Here is a 19,383-nt window from a genome sequence, read left to right as displayed (position 1 = left end):
CCGATACGCGGGCAGAAGACGCACACGGCAGTGCGGTCCTGCGGTGATCCCAGGTGTTCCCGCGTCTGTGGATCCCGTGCGCGGACGTGACGTGAAAGAGGAGACGGCATGGCCGAACTGGTCGGAGTCGAGGAAGAGTTCCACGTGGTGGACCTGGAGTCGGGAGCGCTGGTCCCCAGAGCCCGCGAGGTCCTCGACCGGCTGCCGGAGCGGGGGTTCACCACCGAGTTGCAGCAGTCCATCGTCGAGGCCAACAGCAAGCCGCACCGCTCGCTCGCGGACCTGCTGGAGGACGTCAGGGCCTCCCGCCGTGCGCTGCGCGCCGCCGCCGAGCCGCTCGGCCTCGGCATCGTGGCCGCCGGCACCGCGCCGCTCGCCCGGCTGGGCACCATTGAGGCGACCGCAGACCCGCGCTACCGGCGGATGACCGAGAACTACCGGGTCGTCGCCGAGGAACAGCTCATCTGCGGACTCCAGGTGCACGTGGACGTACCCGACCGGGACACCGGCATCATGGCGATGAGCCTGCTGTCCCCGTGGCTGCCCACGCTGCTGGCGCTGTCGGCCAGCTCTCCGTTCTGGCTCGGCTCGGACACCGGATACGCCAGCTGGCGCACCCTGCTGTGGCAGCGCTGGCCCACCACCGGCCCCGCCGGGCACTTCCGCTCCGCCGCGCACTACGACGGGGCTATCGCGGACCTGGTCAGGTCGGGCGTGATCAGCGACGCGGGGATGGTCTACTACGACGTCCGGCCCTCGACGCATCTGCAGACCCTCGAACTCCGCATCTGCGACGCCGTCCCCCGGGCGGAGACCGCCGTGATGATCGCGGGCCTCTACCGTGCCCTGGTGGTGGAGGCGTGCGAGGCCGTCGCGGCGGGCCGCCGCGGTGACGGCGAGCGCACGACGTGGCTGCGGGCGGCGACCTGGCGGGCCGCGCGGTCGGGGCTCGAAGGCGACCTCGTCCATCCCGCCGACGGTCTGCCCCGCCCGGCGCCGCGCGTAGTGCGGGCACTGGTGACCCGGCTGCGCCCGGTGCTCGAACGCCTCGGCGACTGGTCGGACGTGGTCGAACTGACCGAAGAGGCACTGGGCCTGGGCAGCGCCGCCCACCACATCCGGCGGGTGGCCGACGCCGACGGCCTGCCGGCGGCGGTCGGCATGCTCGTGGCCCGCACCGCCGGCTCGCGCGAACTCGACCACCCGCCGCACCACGGCGGCCTGCTGCTCGGCTACCGCGCCGACCACGACGAGATGGTCGACGTCACCGGCGAAGTACGGCCGCTGTACCGCCCGGTGCTGGCCGAGCTGGACCGCGCGGGCGTCCCCGGCCTGCAACGCGCCGCCCGCGACCGGCGGGAACGCCAGGAAGCCCTCGGCGTGCGCTTCCGCGCCGACCACGACGACACGCACCGCGTCTTCCCCTACGACAGTGTCCCCCGGCTGATCGAGGCCGACGACTGGACCACCCTGCGAGCCGGCCTCGGCCAGCGGGTCCGCGCTTTGGAGGCCTTCCTGCACGACGCCTACGGCGAGCAGGCCGTCCTGCGCGACGAGGTGATCGCGCCACGCTTCCTGCCGGAACGGCGGGCGGCCGGCGCTCCCGTGCGCCCCGGCACCGTCCACGTCAACATCGCGGGCATCGACCTGGTGCGGGACGCCGTCCGCGGCTGGCTGGTGCTGGAGGACAACCTCCGCGTGCCGTCCGGCATCGCCTACGCGAACGCGGCGCGGCGCCTCGGACCCGTCGTCCCCGGCCCGCACGTCCTGGGCGTCGACGACGTCCCCGCCACACTCGCCCGCGCCCTGCGCGCGGCGGCGCCCGGACCCGACCCGCGGCTGATGCTGCTCAGCGACGGCCCCGAGAACTCGGCCTGGTACGAACACCGCACCCTCGCCGAGGAGATGGGCTGCGCGCTGCACACCACCGGCGACCTCGTGATCCGCGAGGGCCGGGTGCACGCGGTGCGCGGCAGCCGTACGGAACCCGACGGGGCCCCCTTCGACGACCGGCCGTTCGACGTCGTCTACCGGCGGATCGACGAGGACGACCTGGCCAAGGCCGACGGGGCGGACGGCGCACCCCTGTGGCCGGCCCTCCTCGCGGTGGCCGGGGCAGGGCGGGTCACCTTCGCCAACGCCGTGGGCAACGGCATCGCGGACGACAAGGCGCTGTACGCCATGGTGCCGCGGCTGATCCGCTACTACCTGGCCGAGGAACCGCTGCTGCGCCAGGTGCCGACACTGCTGCCGGGCGAACCCGGCGTCCTGGACGAGGTCCTGGACCGGCTCCCCGACCTGGTCGTCAAACCGGTGGGCGGCCAGGGCGGCGCCGGGGTCGTCATAGGACCGCACGCCTCGCCCGAGGAACTCGCCCGGCTGCGCGCGGAGTTGCTGGTCTCCCCGCAGGCGTGGGTGGCGCAGGACGTGGTGCAGCTCACCAGCCACCCCACCTTCGACGGGGAACGCCTGGAACCGCGGGTCGTGGACCTGCGGGTGTTCGTCTGCGCGGAGCGGGAAGGAGACGGTCTCGGCGCCGTGGGGCTGACCACCACGGTGCTCCCGTCGGCGATGACCCGAGTCGCGGCGGGCGGCTCGCTGGTCGTCAACTCCTCACGGGGCGGCGGCGCCAAGGACACGTGGATACTGCGCGGCACGTCATGAGCCGCCCGGACCGGAGGTACGTATGTGCGGGCTGAGCGGCGAGATCAGGTTCGACGGGACATTCCCCGACCTCGCGGCCGTCGAGCGGATGACGGACCGCCTGGCGGCGCGCGGCCCCGACGGGCGGGGCCTGTGGTCGCACGGCGCCGTCGCGCTCGGCCACCGCCGGCTGAAGATCATCGACCTGTCGGAACGCGGCGACCAGCCGATGACCGATCCGGACGGCGGACTGACCGTCGTGTTCAACGGCTGCCTGTACAACCACCGTGAACTGCGCGCAGAACTGGAGGGGTTGGGACACCGCTTCCACTCCACCTCGGACACCGAGGTGCTCCTGCGCGCCTACCGCCAGTGGGGAAGGCGGTGCGTCGACCACTTCGCCGGGATGTTCGCCTTCGCCGTCGCCGAACACCTCTCGGGACGCGTGGTCCTGGGCCGCGACCGGCTCGGCATCAAACCGCTCTACCTCGCCGCCCGTCCTGGCCGGCTGCGCTTCGCCTCGTCCCTGCCCGCGCTGCTCGCCGCGGGTGACGTCGACACCGCGCTCGACCCGGTGGCGCTGCACCACTACCTCAGCTTCCACTCCGTCGTGCCCGCCCCGCGCACCATTCTGGCGGGGGTGCGCAAGCTGCCGCCCGCCACCGTCCGGGTGATCGAGTCCGACGGCACCGAGACCGACCACCTGTACTGGAACCCGCCGTACGCCCGGCTGCCCGAGCACGCGGGCATGGACGCCCGGGACTGGCGGGACGCCGTGCTGGACGCGCTGCGCACCGCGGTACGCCGCCGTACCGTCGCCGACGTGCCGGTCGGGGTGCTGCTGTCCGGCGGCCTCGACTCCAGCCTGGTGGTGGCGCTGCTGGCCGAGGCCGGCGCGACCGGCCTGTCGACCTTCAGCATCGGCTTCGACAGCGAGGGCGGCGAGTCCGGGGACGAGTTCACCTGGTCCGACCTCGTCGCCAAGCGCTACTCCACCGATCACCACCGCATCTCGATCGCGTCGCGGGAGCTGCCGGAAGCGCTGGACGACGCCATCGTCGCGATGAGCGAGCCCATGGTCAGCCATGACGTGGTCGCCTTCCACCTGCTCGGCCGGGAGGTCTCCCGCCATGTGAAGGTCGTGCAGAGCGGCCAGGGCGCCGACGAGATCTTCGCCGGCTACGACTGGTACCCGCCGATGGCCGGGATCGCGCGGGGCGAGGCCGCCGCCGCGTACGGCCGGGTGTTCGTCGACCGCCCGCACGGCGAGCTGACCCGGATGGTGGACCCCGCGGTGCCGCTGCCGGGCGACGCCTCCGGCGACTTCGTGCGCGACCACCTCGGCCGCCCCGGCGCCGACACCGCGCTGGACGCCGTGCTGCGGCTGGACAGCCAGATCATGCTGGTGGACGACCCGGTCAAGCGGGTGGACAACATGACCATGGACTGGGGCCTGGAGGCCCGGGTGCCCTTCCTCGACCACGAACTCGTCGAACTGGCCGCGGCGTGCCCGCCCGAGCTGAAACTCGCCGAGGGCGGCAAGGGCGTCCTCAAGGCAGCGGGCCGTACGCTGCTGCCCGCCGAGATCACCGACCGGCCCAAGGGCTACTTCCCCGTCCCGGCCATCCGCCACATGGCAGGACCCGTACTGCGACGCGTACGCGACGCGCTCGAAGCCCCCGAGGCGCGAGCCCGCGGGATCTTCCGGGACGACTACCTCCGCGAGCTGCTGAGCGCGCCGGAACAGCACCGTACGACGCTGGGCGCGAACGCGCTGTGGCAGGCGGCGCTGCTGGAGATCTGGCTGCAGGCCCAGGGAGTCACGTGACCGGCGGGCCGTAAGCGCCCGCGGGCCGCAGCACCCGGCCGGCGACCGGCGGTAGCGTCGCGTCGTGCGCCGGCCGACGCGGCGTACCCGTCAACGCAGCGCACTGACCAACGGAGTGGAATGAGCACGACCACGCACACCGGCTCCGCGCCGGCGGACACCTCCCCGCACGGCGGGACCGCCACCCCGCCGCACCGTTGCGGGCCGGCGTCCCCCGATCCGACCGGTGGATTCGCCGCCTTCGTGTGCGACCGGGGCGGCACACCGCAGCTGTGGCTGGCCGCGCAGGACGACGCGGAGCCCCGGCTGCTCGACGACCGCGCCGACCCGGTGACCGACGTGAGCTGGTCGCCCGACGGCCGGTGGATCGCGTACACCTCGGCGCCCGGCGGCGGCGAGCACCACGTGGTGCGCTGCGTACGCCCGGACGGTTCCGGCCACCGCGTCCTGGCCGGCGCCGGATCGCTCGCCGCCGCCTCCTTCGGCTGCTGGTCGCCCGACGGCGCTCTCGCGGTCACCGAGGCCGTCGCCGCCGACGGCGACGCGCCCGCTCCAGGGCCCGCGGACGCGCACACCGCCACGGCCCGGGCCGCGACGGCTGAACAGGGCCTGCTGATCGCCTCGCTGGTCGACCCGGAGGGCCGGAGCGCCCCCCGCCGGGTGGCCGCCGAGACCGGTTCCGCGACGCTGCGGGTGTGCGACATCTCCCGCGACGGCCGCTGGATCCTGCTGCGGCGCGGGCCGCGCGGCCACCGGGAGGCGGTCGTGCTGGACACCTCCACGGGCCGGGAGACCTGCCTGCTGCCCGCCGCCGACGGCGACCCGCGCGTGGGCCGCTTCTCCGCCGACGCCAGGACCCTGTGGCTGCGCAGCGACGAGGACCGCGAGTACGCCGCGCTGCTCGCCGTCGAACTGACCGCTGACGGCGCCCCCGGCCGGACCGTCGAGGCCGCCGCCCGCACCGACGCCGAACTGGAGCTGTTCAGTGCCGACCGGGCGGGCGAGCGGGCCGCGCTGGTGTGGAACCGCGGCGGACGCAGCCTCCTCCAGACCGTCGCGCTGGGAGCGGACGGCACCCTGGGCGCGGCACGTGAGGTCCGGCTGCCGCACGAGGTCGTCACGCGCGCCGAGCCCGACGCGGCCGGCGGACTGCTGCTGTCCCTGTCGGCGTCGGTCCGGCCGCCCGGCGTGTGGGCCGCCGCCTCGGACGCCGATCCGGTGCGTACCGCGTGGACCTGGCACGGCCCGTCCGCGGCGCCCGGCTGTCCGGCGCCGGAACCGCCGCTCGCGCTGGAGCTGACCGCGCGGGACGGCCTGCCGCTGTCCGGCTGGTTCCACCGGGCGCCGGGCGTCCCGGCCGCCGGCCCGTGCGTGGTGCATCTGCATGGCGGCCCGGAGAGCCAGGAGCGGCCGGTACTCGACCCGTTGTACCAAGCGCTCCTCGCCCGCGGCCTGCATGTCTTCGCCCCCGACGTACGCGGCTCCTCGGGCCACGGGCGCGCCTTCCTGGCCGCCGACCTCGGCGCGGGCCGCTTCGCGGCGATCGACGACGTGGCCGACTGCGCGAACCACCTGGTCGCTGCCGGGCTCGCCGACCCGGACCGGTTGGCCGTGATGGGCCGTTCCTACGGCGGCTATCTCGTGATGTCGGTCCTGGTGCGCCACCCCGACCTCTTCCGGGCCGGCGTCGCGGTCAGCGGCATCTCGGACTTCGCCACCTTCTTCTCGGACACCGAGCCGTGGAATGCCGAGTCGGCGGCCGTGAAGTACGGCCACCCGGTGCACGACCACGCCCTGCTGGCCCTGCTCTCGCCGATGACCCACATCGAGGCCCTGCGCTCCCCGCTGCTCGCCGTGCACGGAGCGCTCGACACGAATGTGCCGCCCGGCGAGTCCGAGCGGTTCGTCCATGCGGCCCGCCGGCTCGGCGCCACCGCCGAACTGCTGCTCTTCCCCGACGAGGGCCACGACCTGGCCCGCCGCGCCAACCGCGACCGCCTCTACGCCGCCGCGGGCGACTGGCTCACCCACTGGACCTCCTGACCTCCTGACCGCCCGGCCTACCCGGCGTGCGGGCCGGGCGGCATCAGGTGGGTCTGGTGAGGGAGGCTGCGAAGCCGGCGAGTGCGGTGAAGTCGTCGTCCCGCATGCCGATGCGCGGGTTGGTGTGGTGGAGGAGGGCAGGGGCGGTGACGTGGGTGTGGTCGGCCTCGCTCTGCTCGTCGTCCGCCCAGGCGAAGGGGCGGCCGTCGGCGTAGGCGAGGAGCGGGTCGGCCTTCCAGTGGACCGTGTCGGGGCGTTCGCGCAGGAGGGCGTCGCCGAAGTCGACGAACGGGAGTGCGGGCAGGCCGAGTACGGGGCCGATCCACTTGTTCGCGTCGTCCATCCAGGTGGTGGCCCAGCACAGATCGTAGGGGAGTGCCAGGAGTGCCGTGCCGTGGTCGGGGTTGAGCCATACGCGCAGCGATCTCGTGCGAGAGCGTAGTGTCACGGGCTCCGGGCCGGCGCCGCTCTCCCGGGGTACGCGGATCGTGGTGTAACCCGCAGGCCGTCTCTCGTGCTGCGCCGCGTAGGGATTCAGCGGGCCGTCAAGGTCCAGGAACAGCAGCGGTCGGCTCACGGTGGCCCCTGTTGACTTCGATCTGCCGTGCTGCCGGAGCATACGACCTCTCCGTCGAGTTGACCGACGACGACCTCTGCGACGCGGGTCGGTGACCGGTCATGCCGTGCGGGCCGTGCCCAATTTCCCTGGACAGACTGCTGAGTGACTTGGCGTCACTTATTCAAGGATGGGTAAATTCTGGCCCGGGTGACAGCCAAACCGCTTGACCTCCCCTTTTGTTGTCGCGTATGCGCATAAACCACAAAGGCGGATGAATCGATGCCCGAAATGGATGGCTTTACCGGTCTGCTCCTCGGGAGTGTGAGATTTAGCATGCACGGAGGTGTGGGTTCCGTTCACTCTGGGTGCGCGCGCTGTGTGGGCCGAACCGTTGACGCAGTGTGTTCCGGCGTGTTGGATCCGTTCTCTTGTGTGGTTCGTGTGAGCGGTCTGTGGGGGGCTGTTGATGGTGCAGGCAAGGGCCGGTCGTGGTGCGCGCAGACCGCGATGGCGTGGAGCCGCAGCTCAGGTGGGGGTACTCGCGGTGCTCGCGGGGGCGGCGCTGTCCGCGGGGGGCGTCGCGACGGCGGATGAGCCGGTTCCGGTCGGTGGCGTTGCCTCAGACGGGGCGACCGCGGGCGCAGCGGCGCAGGCGGACTCGCCGGAGTCGCTGGCGGTGGCTGCCGCACGCAAGTCGGGCGAAGCCGTGCCGGTGCCCGCGCTGACGGATGAGAACACGGATGTGTCGGCGCAGCCGGACGGGACGCTGGTGGCGACGATCCACGCGCACCCGGTGCGTGCCCGTAAGACCGGGAAGTGGGCGGCGATCGACACGTCGTTGCAGGCCGCACCGGATGGCGGGGTCGCACCCAAGGCAGTGCTGCCGGGCCTGGAGTTCTCCGGTGGCGGTTCGCAGCCGCTGGTGCGGATGTCGAGCGCGGGCAAGCAACTGGCGCTGTCGTGGCCCGATCCGCTCCCGGCACCGGTCGTCAACGGGGCTACGGCGGAGTACCGCGACATCCTGCCGGACGTCGATCTGCGGATGACGGCGACGGCCGACGGTTTTACCCAGTTGGTGGTCGTCAAGACGGCCGAGGCGGCGACGAATCCCGCGCTGGAACGGCTCGAGCTCGGTATGTCGAGCGCTGGTCTGACGATGCGCCAGAACACGGACGGGTCGCTGTCGGCGGTGGACACCGCCGGTGGCGGGACGGTTTTCGCGGCGCGGCAGCCGATGATGTTCGACTCGTCCGCAGCCGCGCAGGACGGTCCGGGCACTCCTTCTCATGCCGCAGGTCCGGCCCCGTCCCGCGCGGGCGGAACCGCCGCGGCGGATGACGAGCCGCCGGCCGCAGGTGGGGGACATGCCGCGGTTGTGGATGTGCAGATCGCCGATGACCAGACGTCGATGACCCTCACGCCGGATCAGGGTCTGCTGAGCGCGCCGGGCACGGTGTACCCGGTGATGATCGATCCGGGGATGACGACGCCGCACGCGGGCGGCTGGACGGGTATCTCGCGGGCGAATCCCTCGCAGGCGTACTGGAAGTTCAGTTACAACAGCTCCTACGTCGCGGACTTCGGTACGGGTTACTGCGTGTCGCCGACGTGCTCCGCGCAGGATGTGAAGCGGGTGCTGTACTCGCTGCCGGTGCACGGTCAGGCGTTCAACGGCAAGCACATCCTGTCCGCGGAGTTCGACGTGCGGGAGTCGTTCGCGTACAGCTGTACGAAGAAGCCCGTGCAGTTGTGGGTGACGAAGCGCATCAGTTCGGGCACCACGTGGAACAGCGCCAGTTCGACATCCGGTACGTCTGCGTTCTGGCAGCAGAACCTTCAGACGGTCACCGACGCGAAGGGGCGGAGCGAGTGCCCGGAGGGAGATCTGGAGTTCGGCGGTACGACCTCGTCGACGCTGCGGACGGAGGTGCAGCACGCGGCCGACGGCAACTGGACCGATCTCACGCTGGGGTTGAAGGCGGCGGACGAGACGGACGCGTACGGGTGGAAGCGGTTCACCGACGCCGCGAGCCTGCGGGTCCAGTACAACCTGCCCCCGAAGCAGCCGCTGATGAAGGACCTGACCATGTCGCCGGGTTCGGCATGCCAGACGTCGCCGATCCCGGTGAACAAGCGACCGCAGGTGACGGCCAAGGTCTACGACCCGGACGGTGACCGCCTCGGTGTGCAGTTCGCCGTCGCGTGGGACGCCGGTGACGGTCTCAGGCGCCGCTGGTGGTCGACCGGGGCCGAGGCCACCGTGCCGGCCGCGAGCACGTTCAAGGCATCCGGGTCACCGTTCACGTTCACTCTGCCGTCCCCGATCCCTGTCGACACCGGCAAGTCCCTGGGGTGGGAGGCGCGCGCCTGGGACGGTGCCGAGTGGGGTCCGTGGAGCTCCGCGGGCGATCCGCAGACGGACTGCTATGTCAAGATCGACACCTCGATCCCGGCGGGACCGGATGTGACGTCCATGTCGTTCCCCGGCTCCTCCGATCTGACGGACACGCTGCCGTCGACGGACGGGGTGGGCCGGTACGGCACGTTCAGCTTCAGCACCACGTCGACCGACGCGGTGAAGTACCAGTACGGGCTGGACGCCGCGCCGTCACCAACGCGTGCGATCGCCACCACGGGTGGCGCTGCCGCGTCGGTGCGGTTGCTGCAGCAGTCGGAGGGTCTGCACTACTTCTCGGTGCAGGCGCTGGACGCGGCGGGCAACGCCTCGTCCCCGACCACGTACTACTTCAACGTCTCCACCGGTCATCCGCAGTACGGGGGCTGGGCGATGGACGATGCCGCCGGGGCGGGGAGTCTGGCCGGGGCCGGAGGGCAGTTCCGGGCCACGATCGCCGGCGCGGCCGGTAGCGCGGCCGGTCACACGGGCAACGCGCTGTCGCTGCCTGGCGGTGTTGCCTCGGACGGGACGCCGGCGGACTACGCTTCGACAGCGGGTGCGGTGCTGGACACCTCGGGCAGTTTCACGGTGTCGGCGTGGGTGAATCTCACCGACACCACCATCGGGCGGGCCGCGGTCAGCCAGGACGGCTCGTACGTCGGCGGATTCAGCCTGGGGCTGTACGGCGGGCAGTGGACGTTCAAGACCGCCTCGAAGGATGCGACCGGATACGCCTGGCAGTCCGCCGTGTCCGCCCAGCCGGTCGCCGCGGGGACGTGGACGCATCTGACGGGGGTCTACAACCAGGCGGCACACACCCAGACGATCTACGTCAACGGGACTCCCTCGACGGCGGTTGCCGCGCCCGCGACACCGATGGCCACGGGCGCGCTCCAGTTCGGCCGGTTCCTGTCACCCGGCGCCTACACCGACCCGTGGAAGGGCTCCCTTGACGACATCCGCGTCTGGAACCGCGCGCTGACCGCGTCCGAGGCGGCGAACGTCGCTGCCGGCACGCCGGTGACGACCGGCCTTCCGGCGAAGGCGGTGTGGACCCTGGAGGAGACCGGCACCACCAGGACCGGCATCGGAGAGGCGGCTGACGCGGCAGTCAACGGCACCGTGACCACCGGCGTGGCCGGAGCCGCAGGCACCGCCGCACGCTTCGGCGCCAACGGCTACGCCCGCACCGCCCGGCCGCAGGCGGACGGCACCCGCAGCTTCACGGTGTCGGCGTGGGTGCGGCTCCCCGCGCCGGGCGTGGGGGAGACCAAGGCGCGGATGGCGGTGACGCAGAACGGCGTGCACAACAACGAGTTCTCGCTCTACTACTCCGCTTACGCGAAGACGTGGGTGTTCGGCCGCTACCAGGCCGACACAGCTGCTGCGACCCTCGTCAGCGCCAACCAGCCTGCCTGCACCGTCGGCAACTCCATCAACGGGGTGCCCTGCATCGGCCCGACCACCGGCGAGTGGACCCACCTGGTGGGCGTCTCCGACCAGATCGCGCACCAGAACCAGCTGTTCGTCAACGGCTACCTCGTCAGTACCGTCGCCTACACCCAGACCACGCCGTGGCCGACACCCGGCGGGATGCAGATCGGTGCGGTCAACCGGGAAGGTGCCAACGACGAATTCTTCGGCGGCGACATCGACGACGTCCGCGTCTTCGACCGCGTCGTGACCTCCCCCGAGGTCCAGACGATGATCCAGCAGCGCCCCCAACTGGCCGGACGGTGGAAGTTCAACGAAGCAACGACGGCAACACCGCCGCTCTCCCCGGACGACCTGAACTCCCACCCGGCGACGCTGTACGGACCTGCGGCGATCTCCGGCGACGCCAACCTCGGCACGGGAGCACTCAGCCTGGACGGCCACACCGCGTACGCGGCGACCAGCGGAGCTCCCCTCCACACCGGCGAGAGCTTCACCGTCGCCGGGTGGGTGCAGTTCGCTTCCAACCCCGAAGCGGACGCCGCGGTCCTGTCGATCGGCGACGGTACGGACGATGCGGTATCGCTGAGGTGGCACTACCTGCACACCGATCACGATCCGACCAATCCGGACATCCCCTTCCTTGACAAGGTCGAGGGCGAGTGGCAGGCAGAGTCAGTCACGGGAGGAACGCCTCGCGTGCACACGACGGTCCGCCAGTCGGTCGTTGGCGTCGCCGGCGCCTGGACCCACCTGGCGGTGACCTACGACGCGTTCTCCCACCAGATCGCGCTGTATGTGAACGGCCAACTGGAAGAGGACGTGTGCGACGACGAGAACACCTCAGGCACGTGTACGCAAGATGTCTCGTACACCGGGGCGAACCAGCCGTTTGAGTCCACGAAGGGCCTGCAGTTCGGCCGCATGCTGACGAACGGGGCCTGGGGCCAGCCGCTGTCCGGGCAGATCGACGACGTCTGGGCCTATCAGGGCGTGCTGACTCCCGCGCAGATCATCTCGCTGAACTACCCCGGAGAACTCGACAGCGCCATCGGTCCCTAAGCAGCAGGGGCGCCGGCTCCCGCCCACGCCAGGGTGCCGGCGCAGGACATCGCCCGTAGCTGTTCCCAGTGACTCACGCCCGGCCTAACGCCGGCACGACCAGCTCCGTCCAGTTCCCCCGGCCAGAGCAGGGAGATCCTCACGATGCGCATCACCCCGGCGCTGTGGCGCCGCACGCCCCGGCGGATCGCCGCCTTCATGTCCGCCGCCCTGATCGCCACTATGCTGCAGGCTCTGCCAAGCGCCCTCACACAGGCGTCGGCGGATTCCAACTGGCCTGCGGCGCCCTCGCTCGAAAAGCCGGTCAAGGTCAGCAACGCCAAGGTCAAGCCGCAGGCGGCGGATCGGACGGTGTCCCGTCCGCAGACACCGAAGAGGGCCTGGCCGGCGGCCGGGACCGCGTCGGTGTCGCTGACCGCGCCGGTGACGACGACAGCGAAGGCGGCCGCGGCTGCCGGGTCTCCCGTGAAGGCCGGTTCCTTGCCGGTGTCGCTGGCCGCCCTGCCGGCCGCGGGTACGTCCCGGGCCGCGACCGCGTCACCGGCGGCTCCGCAGAGGGCGACGGTCCGGCTCCTGGACCATGCGTCGGCGGTGAAGGCCGGGATGGACGGTGTCCTGCTGACCGTTGCAGGCAGTGGCGCGCAGGTCGGCCGGGCGAAGGTCAGTGTGGACTACAGCGCGTTCGCCGGTGCGGCGGGTTCCGGTTACGGCGAGCGGCTGCACCTGGTGCAACTCCCCGCGTGTGTGCTGACCACGCCGCAGAAGGCTGAGTGCCGCACGGTCACCCCGCTTGCGGGCAGCAATGACAGCGAGCGGCAGACGGTGACCGCGGACGCGGTCGCGCTTCCCGCGGCGCCGGGCTCGGTGGTCCAGACTCCGCTGGCAGTTCCGGGCGGTCCGGCGACCGGCGCGCTGACCGTACTGGCAGCCCTCGCCGGGGCATCCGGTCCATCGGGCGACTACAGGGCGACTCCGCTGTCTGCCGCGTCGACCTGGAGCACCGGTCTGAACAGCGGGACGTTCGACTGGAATTACGACATGCCGACACCGGCGGTGCCGGGCGGCCTCGCGCCGAAGGTGGGCCTGTCATATTCGTCGGGGTCCATCGACGGCCGGACGGCGAACGCGAACAACCAGGGTTCGTGGGCCGGTGACGGCTTCGACATCGACCCCGGCTTCGTGGAGCGCTCCTACAAGCCGTGCGGCGACGACGGGGTCAAGACGAACGATGTCGAGCCGGGCGATCTGTGCTGGGCCTACGACAACGCCACCATCAGCTTCAGCGGCCATTCCGGTGAGCTGATCCCGGTGAGCGCGGACGAGTGGCGGATCAAGGGCGACGACGGTACGAAGGTGCTGCGACTGCGGGACACCGCCCGCGGCAACGGCGACAACAACGGCGAGTACTTCGAAGCGATCACCACCAACGGCACGCAGTACTACTTCGGGTACAACCGCCTGCCCAACTGGGCGTCCGGCAACGCCGAGACCAAATCGGTGGAGACGGTCCCCGTGTTCGGCGATGACGCGGACGAGCCGTGCCACGCGGCTGCGTTCGCGGACTCGTGGTGCCAGCAGGGCTGGCGGTGGAATCTCGACCTGGTCATCGACACCAACGGCGACGACATCACGTACTGGTACACCCCGGAGACCAACTCCTACGGCCGGAACCTGAAGTCCACGGACGACACCCCCTACGTGCGGGCCGCCACCCTGCGCCGCATCGAGTACGGACAGCAGCAGGGTGACATCTACTCCACCACGGTCAAGCCGATGGCCCGCGTCGACTTCGGTACCGCCGAACGCTGCCTGGAGACCACGGCGTCGCTCTGTGATCCGGCAAGCATCGACACCAACCGGCAGTATTGGTACGACACCCCGTGGGACCTGAACTGCAAGGCCGGCACGACATGCGACGCCGGCCGGTACTCGCCCGCGTTCTTCACCAGGACCCGGCTGACGAATGTCACCACCTCCACGTTGCAGACCGACGGCAGCTACAAGCCGATCGACGCCTGGGACCTGCACCACGAGTGGGGCACCGCGGATACCGACTACCAGCTGCTGCTGGATTCCATCACCCACACCGGGCTGGCCGCCACGACGCCGGTCGCCCTGCCGCCCACGGCGCTGAGTTACGTCTCGCGGATCGGGCGGCTGGACAGGACCGGAGACGGGCGCTCCCCCTTCTACAAGCAGCGGCTGAGCACCATCCACGACGAGGTCGGCGGGCAGACCGACGTCAACTACTCTCAGGCCGCTTGCGACGCGGACCATCTGCCGACCCCGCAGACCAACACCACGCACTGCTTCCCGCAGAAGTACCAGCCCTCCAATGACGTGCCTGTGACGACGGAGTGGTTCAACAAGTACGTCGTGCAGTCCGTCATCGGTACCGACCGCACCGGCGGCGCCCCGGACATGGTCACCAAGTACAGCTACCTCGACGCCGGCGCGTGGGCGTACGACGATGACGAGGGCATCACCAAGGAGAAGCTCAAGACCTGGTCGCAGTGGCGCGGCCACGCCCACGTGCGGGTGCAGACCGGCGGGACGTCGGGGATGTCCACCCAGGCCGACCACTACTACCTGCGCGGCATGGACGGGGACCGCTCCGACCCGGCAGACGCGACCCAGAAACGCACCGTCACCGTGCCGGACGGGGAAGGCACCACCCTCACCGACGACGACGCGTGGGCCGGCTACGAATACCGCACCGAAACCTACGACGCTCCCGCAGGAAAGATCCTCGTCAAAGCGGTCAGCACTCCCTGGAAGAAGGAGACGGCCCGGCGGGTCCGCGACTGGGGCACCACCACCGCGAACCTCACCGGCACCGCAGCGGCCCGGGGCTTCACCTCGCTCGACAAGGGCGTTGGATCGCTGTGGGCGCAGACCCGCAGTAACACCACCTTCGACGACTACGGTCGGCCCATCAAGGCCGAGGCACTCGGCGACGTGGCCCTGGCCGGCGACGACCGGTGCACCCGCACGACCTACGCCGACAACACCGCGAACTGGATCCTCACCGGCGCCGTCCATGCCGAAACCGTGGCCGGGACCTGCGCGGCGAACCCGAACCGCGACACCCAGCCGGACGGCACCTCGGCAGTCATCTCCGACACCCGCACCCGCTACGACGGCCAGGCGTACGGCAAAGCCCCCACCCGGGGCCTGGCCACACTGACCGAGACACTGAAATCCCGCAACGGCAGCACCGCCACCTACCTCGACAACGCCGCCACCTACGACCGCTACGGGCGGCCGTTGACGGCCACCGCGCTGGCGTCCACCAGCGTGTTCGACCCCACCGACGACACCAAGGCCCCTGTCACCACCGCGTCGGCCAACCCCCGCGTCACGACGACCGCCTACACCCCGGCCACGGGGAGGCCGACGTTGACGGTCGTCACCACGCCTCCGGCAACGGCGGGTGTTGCCTCCAGCGCGCAGACCACCATGACCTCCATCGACCTGCTGCGGGGCCTTCCCACTATCAGCATCGACACCAATTCCAAGCGCACCGACGTCCAGTACGACGCTCTGGGGCGGGTGCTGGCGGTCTGGGAGCCGAACAACCTCAAGGGATCCAATACGACGCCGAGCATGGAGTACGTCTACACCAACACCACGGACGCCATCGCGTCGATCAAGACCAAGACGCTGAACAACAACAAGTCCCAGAACAGCGCCTACACCCTCTACGACGGGTTCGGCCGGGTGCGGCAGACCCAGGAGCCGGCCCAAGACGGCGGGCGGCTGCTGGCGGACACGTTCTACGACGAGCGCGGCCAGGCCGCCCTTGCCTACGCCCCCTACTACGCCAACGGGGCGCCCTCGGCGACGCTGTCCACGGTTGACGAGGCGACCAGCGTAGAGACCCAGACCGCCACGACGTTCGACGGTCTCGGCCGGCCGGTGAAGACCCAGGTCCTGGCCGGCAACGGCGTCGGCACGCCACTTGCGACCACCCTCACCTCCTACGACGGCACCAGCACCACCGTCACCCCGCCCCAGGGCGGCACCCCCACGACGACGATCACGGACGCCACCGGCCGCACGACCGAGCTGCGCCAGTACAAGGCCGCCACCCCGACCGGCACACCCGACTCCACCACGTACGGGTACGACCCCGGCGGCAACATGACCAGGCTGACCGACCCGTCCCACAACGTGTGGACCTGGACGTTCGACCAGCTCGGGCGGCAGGTCGCGGCTGTTGACCCGGACAGCGGCAGCAGCACCAGGAAGTACAACGACCGCGGCGAGCTGGTCTCGACCACCGACAACCGCAGCAAGACCGTCACGCACGTCTACGACAACCTCTCCCGCGAGATCGAGACCCACGACGGCCCCGCCACCGGCCCGCTGCTGACCTCCCAGACCTGGGACCCGACCAACTACAAGGGCCAGGTGGGCTCCACCACCCGCTACGCGGCCATCAGCGGCACCACCTACCAGTACAAGACCGTCATCAACACCTACGACGCCCTCTACCGGCCCACGAAATCCACCCTCACCGTCCCCTCGGTTCCCGGGCAAGAAGGCCTGGCCGGAACCTACTCCGGGGGCAGCGTGTACAACCTCGACGGAACCGTCCAAGTCACCGGCTACCCGGCCGCCGGCAGCCTCCCGGCCGAGAACCTCGCCTACACCTACGATGCACTGCACCGCCCCGCAACCATCGGCAGCAGCCCGCTCACCTACCTCACCGGCCAGACGTACAGCATCACCAACAAGCCGATGCAGTCCACCCTGAACGCCGGCGGTATGACCACCAGGGTCACCAACGCGTACGAGTGGGGCACCCAGCGCCTGTCCGCGAGCCGTACCGACCAGCAGGACATCACCGGCGCGGCCCGCGCCGCCGGCTACACCTACGACGAGACCGGGAACGTCACCTCGCTGCTGGACAACTCCCGTACCGGCAGGGACCAGCAGTGCTTCCAGTACGACCACCTGGGCCGCCTGACCGAGGCCTTCACCACCCCGGGTACCGCCTGCCCGGCCGCACCGGCCGGTACGACGCCCGGCGGCCCGGCACCGTACTGGACCAGCTACACCTACAACACCGACGGCACCCGCGACACCGAGGTCCAGCACCTTCCAACGGGCGACACCACCAGCGCCTACGCCTACCCCGCCACCGGATCCGGCCCGCACACCCTCGCAGGCGTCACCACCACGACCGGCACCGCGACGCCCGTCCACCAGACCTACGCGTACGACGCGGCGGGCAACACCACCGCACGGCACCTGGCGCCCAGCCCCACCCAGACCGACGACCAGACGCTGACCTGGGGCACCGAGGGCACTCTCGACCACGTCACCGACACCGTCAAGGTCACGTCCGGCGCGGGCACCACCACGACCGCCAAGACCACCGACTACGTCTACGACACCGCGGGCAACCGCCTGATCGAGCACACCCTCGACACCGCCAACCCCACCGCCGAGAACACCACCCTCTACCTCGGCACCACCGAGCTGAACTTCGTCAAGGGCGCCCCCAAGGCCACCGCCACCCGCTACTACCCCCTCGGCTCAGCTGTCGCCGTCCGCACCAACGACAACAAGGTCACCTTCCAGGTCACCGACGCCCACGGCACCGCCGCCGCCAACATCGACGCCACCACCGGCGCCCTCACCCAGCACTACGAAACCCCTTTCGGCCAGGACCGCGGCCCCGCCCCCACCACCTGGGCCGGCACCAAGGGCTTCCTCGGCGGCACCAAAGACACCGCCACCGGACTCACCCACCTCGGAGCCCGCGACTACGACCCCACCACCGCCCGCTTCATCAGCGTCGACCCCCTCCTCGCCCCCACCGACCCCCAATCCCTCACCGGCTACACCTACAGCAACAACAACCCCCTGACGTACTCCGACTCGAGCGGTCTGCGTCCCCTCGGCCCCGGTGACAACGACAACGACAACGCCCGGTGGGCACTGGATCAGAAACACAAGAAGAGCACCTACGCGTTCTATGGCTTCGAAGTCGACCGTTCAGGTGGCTGGTCCTGGCGCGAGGGCAATTTCCTGTCAGCGCCGGGCGGCAACATCCGCACCGACTACGTAGTCCCCTCATCCCAGGCGAGAGCGCACGGCCAGACGGCACATTGGGAAACATCGAAATATCACGAGAGTTCCGCAGCCCAATGGTTTGAAGAGCACCCTTATATCGCAGCCGCCGTGGATGAGGCGCTTGACAGCATTCCATATCTCTTTCCCGCCGCTGGGCCCGAAGTGTCAACCGCAGAGAGAGCGGCGGCCGGAAACGGTATGAGAGTGGCCGAAAGAGGAGAAGCCGAGTCAGGTGCAGCCAGCGCTTGCGCGAAAAGAAACAGTTTTTCCTCCGATACGCCCGTTCTCCTCGACAATGGGGCAGCTAAGCCCATCAATGAGCTTCAGCCCGGCGACAAAGTCGAATCCGCCAACCCTGAAACTGGAAGGAATGAAGGCGGCCGAACTGTCACCGCAACTCACATCAACCACGACGACAACCTGATTGACGTCGTCGTGGAGACCTCTCCCGGCCATCAGCAGACCCTGCACACCACCACCGAGCACCCCTTCTGGGACGACACCACCCACGCCTGGGTCCCCGCTGCCCGGCTCACCCCCGGCCATGCACTCGAAACCGCCTACAACACCCATGCGCGCGTCGCTACTGTACGAGTCGTCCCCGGTGAAGCTGACAGGTACAATCTCACCGTCGACCAACTCCACACGTACTATGTACTCGCCGGAACCACGCCGGTCCTCGTTCACAATTCAGGTGGCGAGTGGTGTACCCCAGAGGAACGCATCGAAGATGCTCCGGACATCGGCAATGGGCATGCGGGAAGCAAGCACGCTGGCGACTTTCCGGGACATTCGCCTGCGGATATTGGAGACCTCGCGCGGGACGTGATGCAAAACCCGGCACGTACTAAGCCGCTGGGTGGTGGGCGGAGAGCATATCAGGGGAAGGATGGGTCCACGATCGTGATTCACGACCCGATGCATCCAGATGGCGGTACTATCTTCCGTCGGGATCCGGGAACAATTGACGATTACTGGGATGGGTTGAACTGATGCCCGAAATTCCTGCAGTGGCGAGTGACTTGCTCACGGTGGATGAGATTTCCTGGCTGCGGCGTGCACTCCTGGAATGGGGTGGCCCAGCTCGATGCAGCGATGAGCTCGCTATCGGCATGGGATTCGAAAGTGTGCAGGATCTTCTCCATCAATGCGGCCGGTTGCGTAGCGCACTCGGAAACGATCTTCCGATAGTCCCGGTTGATTGGGCGCGCATATTGTTGGCTGCAGAGATTGTCTTTGTCAGTGATCTTGCGGGTTCGGGATGCGAATGGTCGACGACTACGGGATTTAGCAACGAGTCAAGCATTCGGATTCTGCGTGCGATCCAGCTCA

At 70.1% G+C, this 19,383-nt stretch carries 6 protein-coding genes; 5 read left to right on the top strand and 1 reads right to left on the bottom strand.

Annotated features, from left to right (window positions below):
• Positions 1-108 precede the first annotated feature (108 nt).
• The 3 genes from OHA86_RS05380 (at position 109) to OHA86_RS05370 (ending at position 6,514) form a co-directional block, all read left to right on the top strand.
• On the top strand, positions 109-2,664 hold the full coding sequence (locus OHA86_RS05380) for a glutamate--cysteine ligase (protein WP_329172946.1): 2,556 nt from the start codon (positions 109-111) through the stop codon (positions 2,662-2,664).
• 22 nt (positions 2,665-2,686) lie between these two features.
• Positions 2,687-4,471, top strand: a complete 1,785-nt coding sequence (locus OHA86_RS05375) for an N-acetylglutaminylglutamine amidotransferase (RefSeq protein ID WP_329172945.1) — start codon at positions 2,687-2,689, stop codon at positions 4,469-4,471.
• A gap of 120 nt (positions 4,472-4,591) precedes the next feature.
• Positions 4,592-6,514 (top strand): S9 family peptidase, encoded by a 1,923-nt coding sequence (locus OHA86_RS05370; protein WP_329172943.1) that lies wholly within the window; start codon positions 4,592-4,594, stop codon positions 6,512-6,514.
• A gap of 43 nt (positions 6,515-6,557) precedes the next feature.
• Here the strand turns inward: OHA86_RS05370 and OHA86_RS05365 are convergent, their stop codons facing one another.
• Positions 6,558-7,091: a hypothetical protein gene (locus OHA86_RS05365; protein ID WP_329172941.1), complete on the bottom strand. Its 534-nt coding sequence runs from the start codon at positions 7,089-7,091 to the stop codon at positions 6,558-6,560.
• A gap of 658 nt (positions 7,092-7,749) precedes the next feature.
• On the opposite strand from OHA86_RS05365, the gene OHA86_RS05360 reads away from it, so the two are divergent.
• Together OHA86_RS05360 and OHA86_RS05355 are read left to right on the top strand one after the other, a co-directional pair.
• Positions 7,750-11,967, top strand: coding sequence for a LamG domain-containing protein (locus OHA86_RS05360; RefSeq protein WP_329172939.1), 4,218 nt, complete (start codon positions 7,750-7,752; stop codon positions 11,965-11,967).
• Between the two features lie 144 nt (positions 11,968-12,111).
• Positions 12,112-19,044 (top strand): polymorphic toxin-type HINT domain-containing protein, encoded by a 6,933-nt coding sequence (locus OHA86_RS05355; RefSeq protein WP_329172937.1) that lies wholly within the window; start codon positions 12,112-12,114, stop codon positions 19,042-19,044.
• The last annotated feature ends 339 nt before the right edge of the window (positions 19,045-19,383 follow it).

Origin of the sequence: Streptomyces sp. NBC_01477, from assembly GCF_036227245.1 — a bacterium.
Lineage (GTDB): Bacteria > Actinomycetota > Actinomycetes > Streptomycetales > Streptomycetaceae > Actinacidiphila.
Note: the sequence above shows the minus strand (reverse complement) of the source record. Positions and strands in the feature narration are given on the sequence as shown.

Coding starts and splice junctions, on each gene's coding strand:
- OHA86_RS05375 (WP_329172945.1), top strand. CDS start 2,687: ATGTGCGGGCTGAGCGGCGAGATCAGGTTCGACGGGACATTCCCCGAC.
- OHA86_RS05355 (WP_329172937.1), top strand. CDS start 12,112: ATGCGCATCACCCCGGCGCTGTGGCGCCGCACGCCCCGGCGGATCGCC.
- OHA86_RS05370 (WP_329172943.1), top strand. CDS start 4,592: ATGAGCACGACCACGCACACCGGCTCCGCGCCGGCGGACACCTCCCCG.
- OHA86_RS05380 (WP_329172946.1), top strand. CDS start 109: ATGGCCGAACTGGTCGGAGTCGAGGAAGAGTTCCACGTGGTGGACCTG.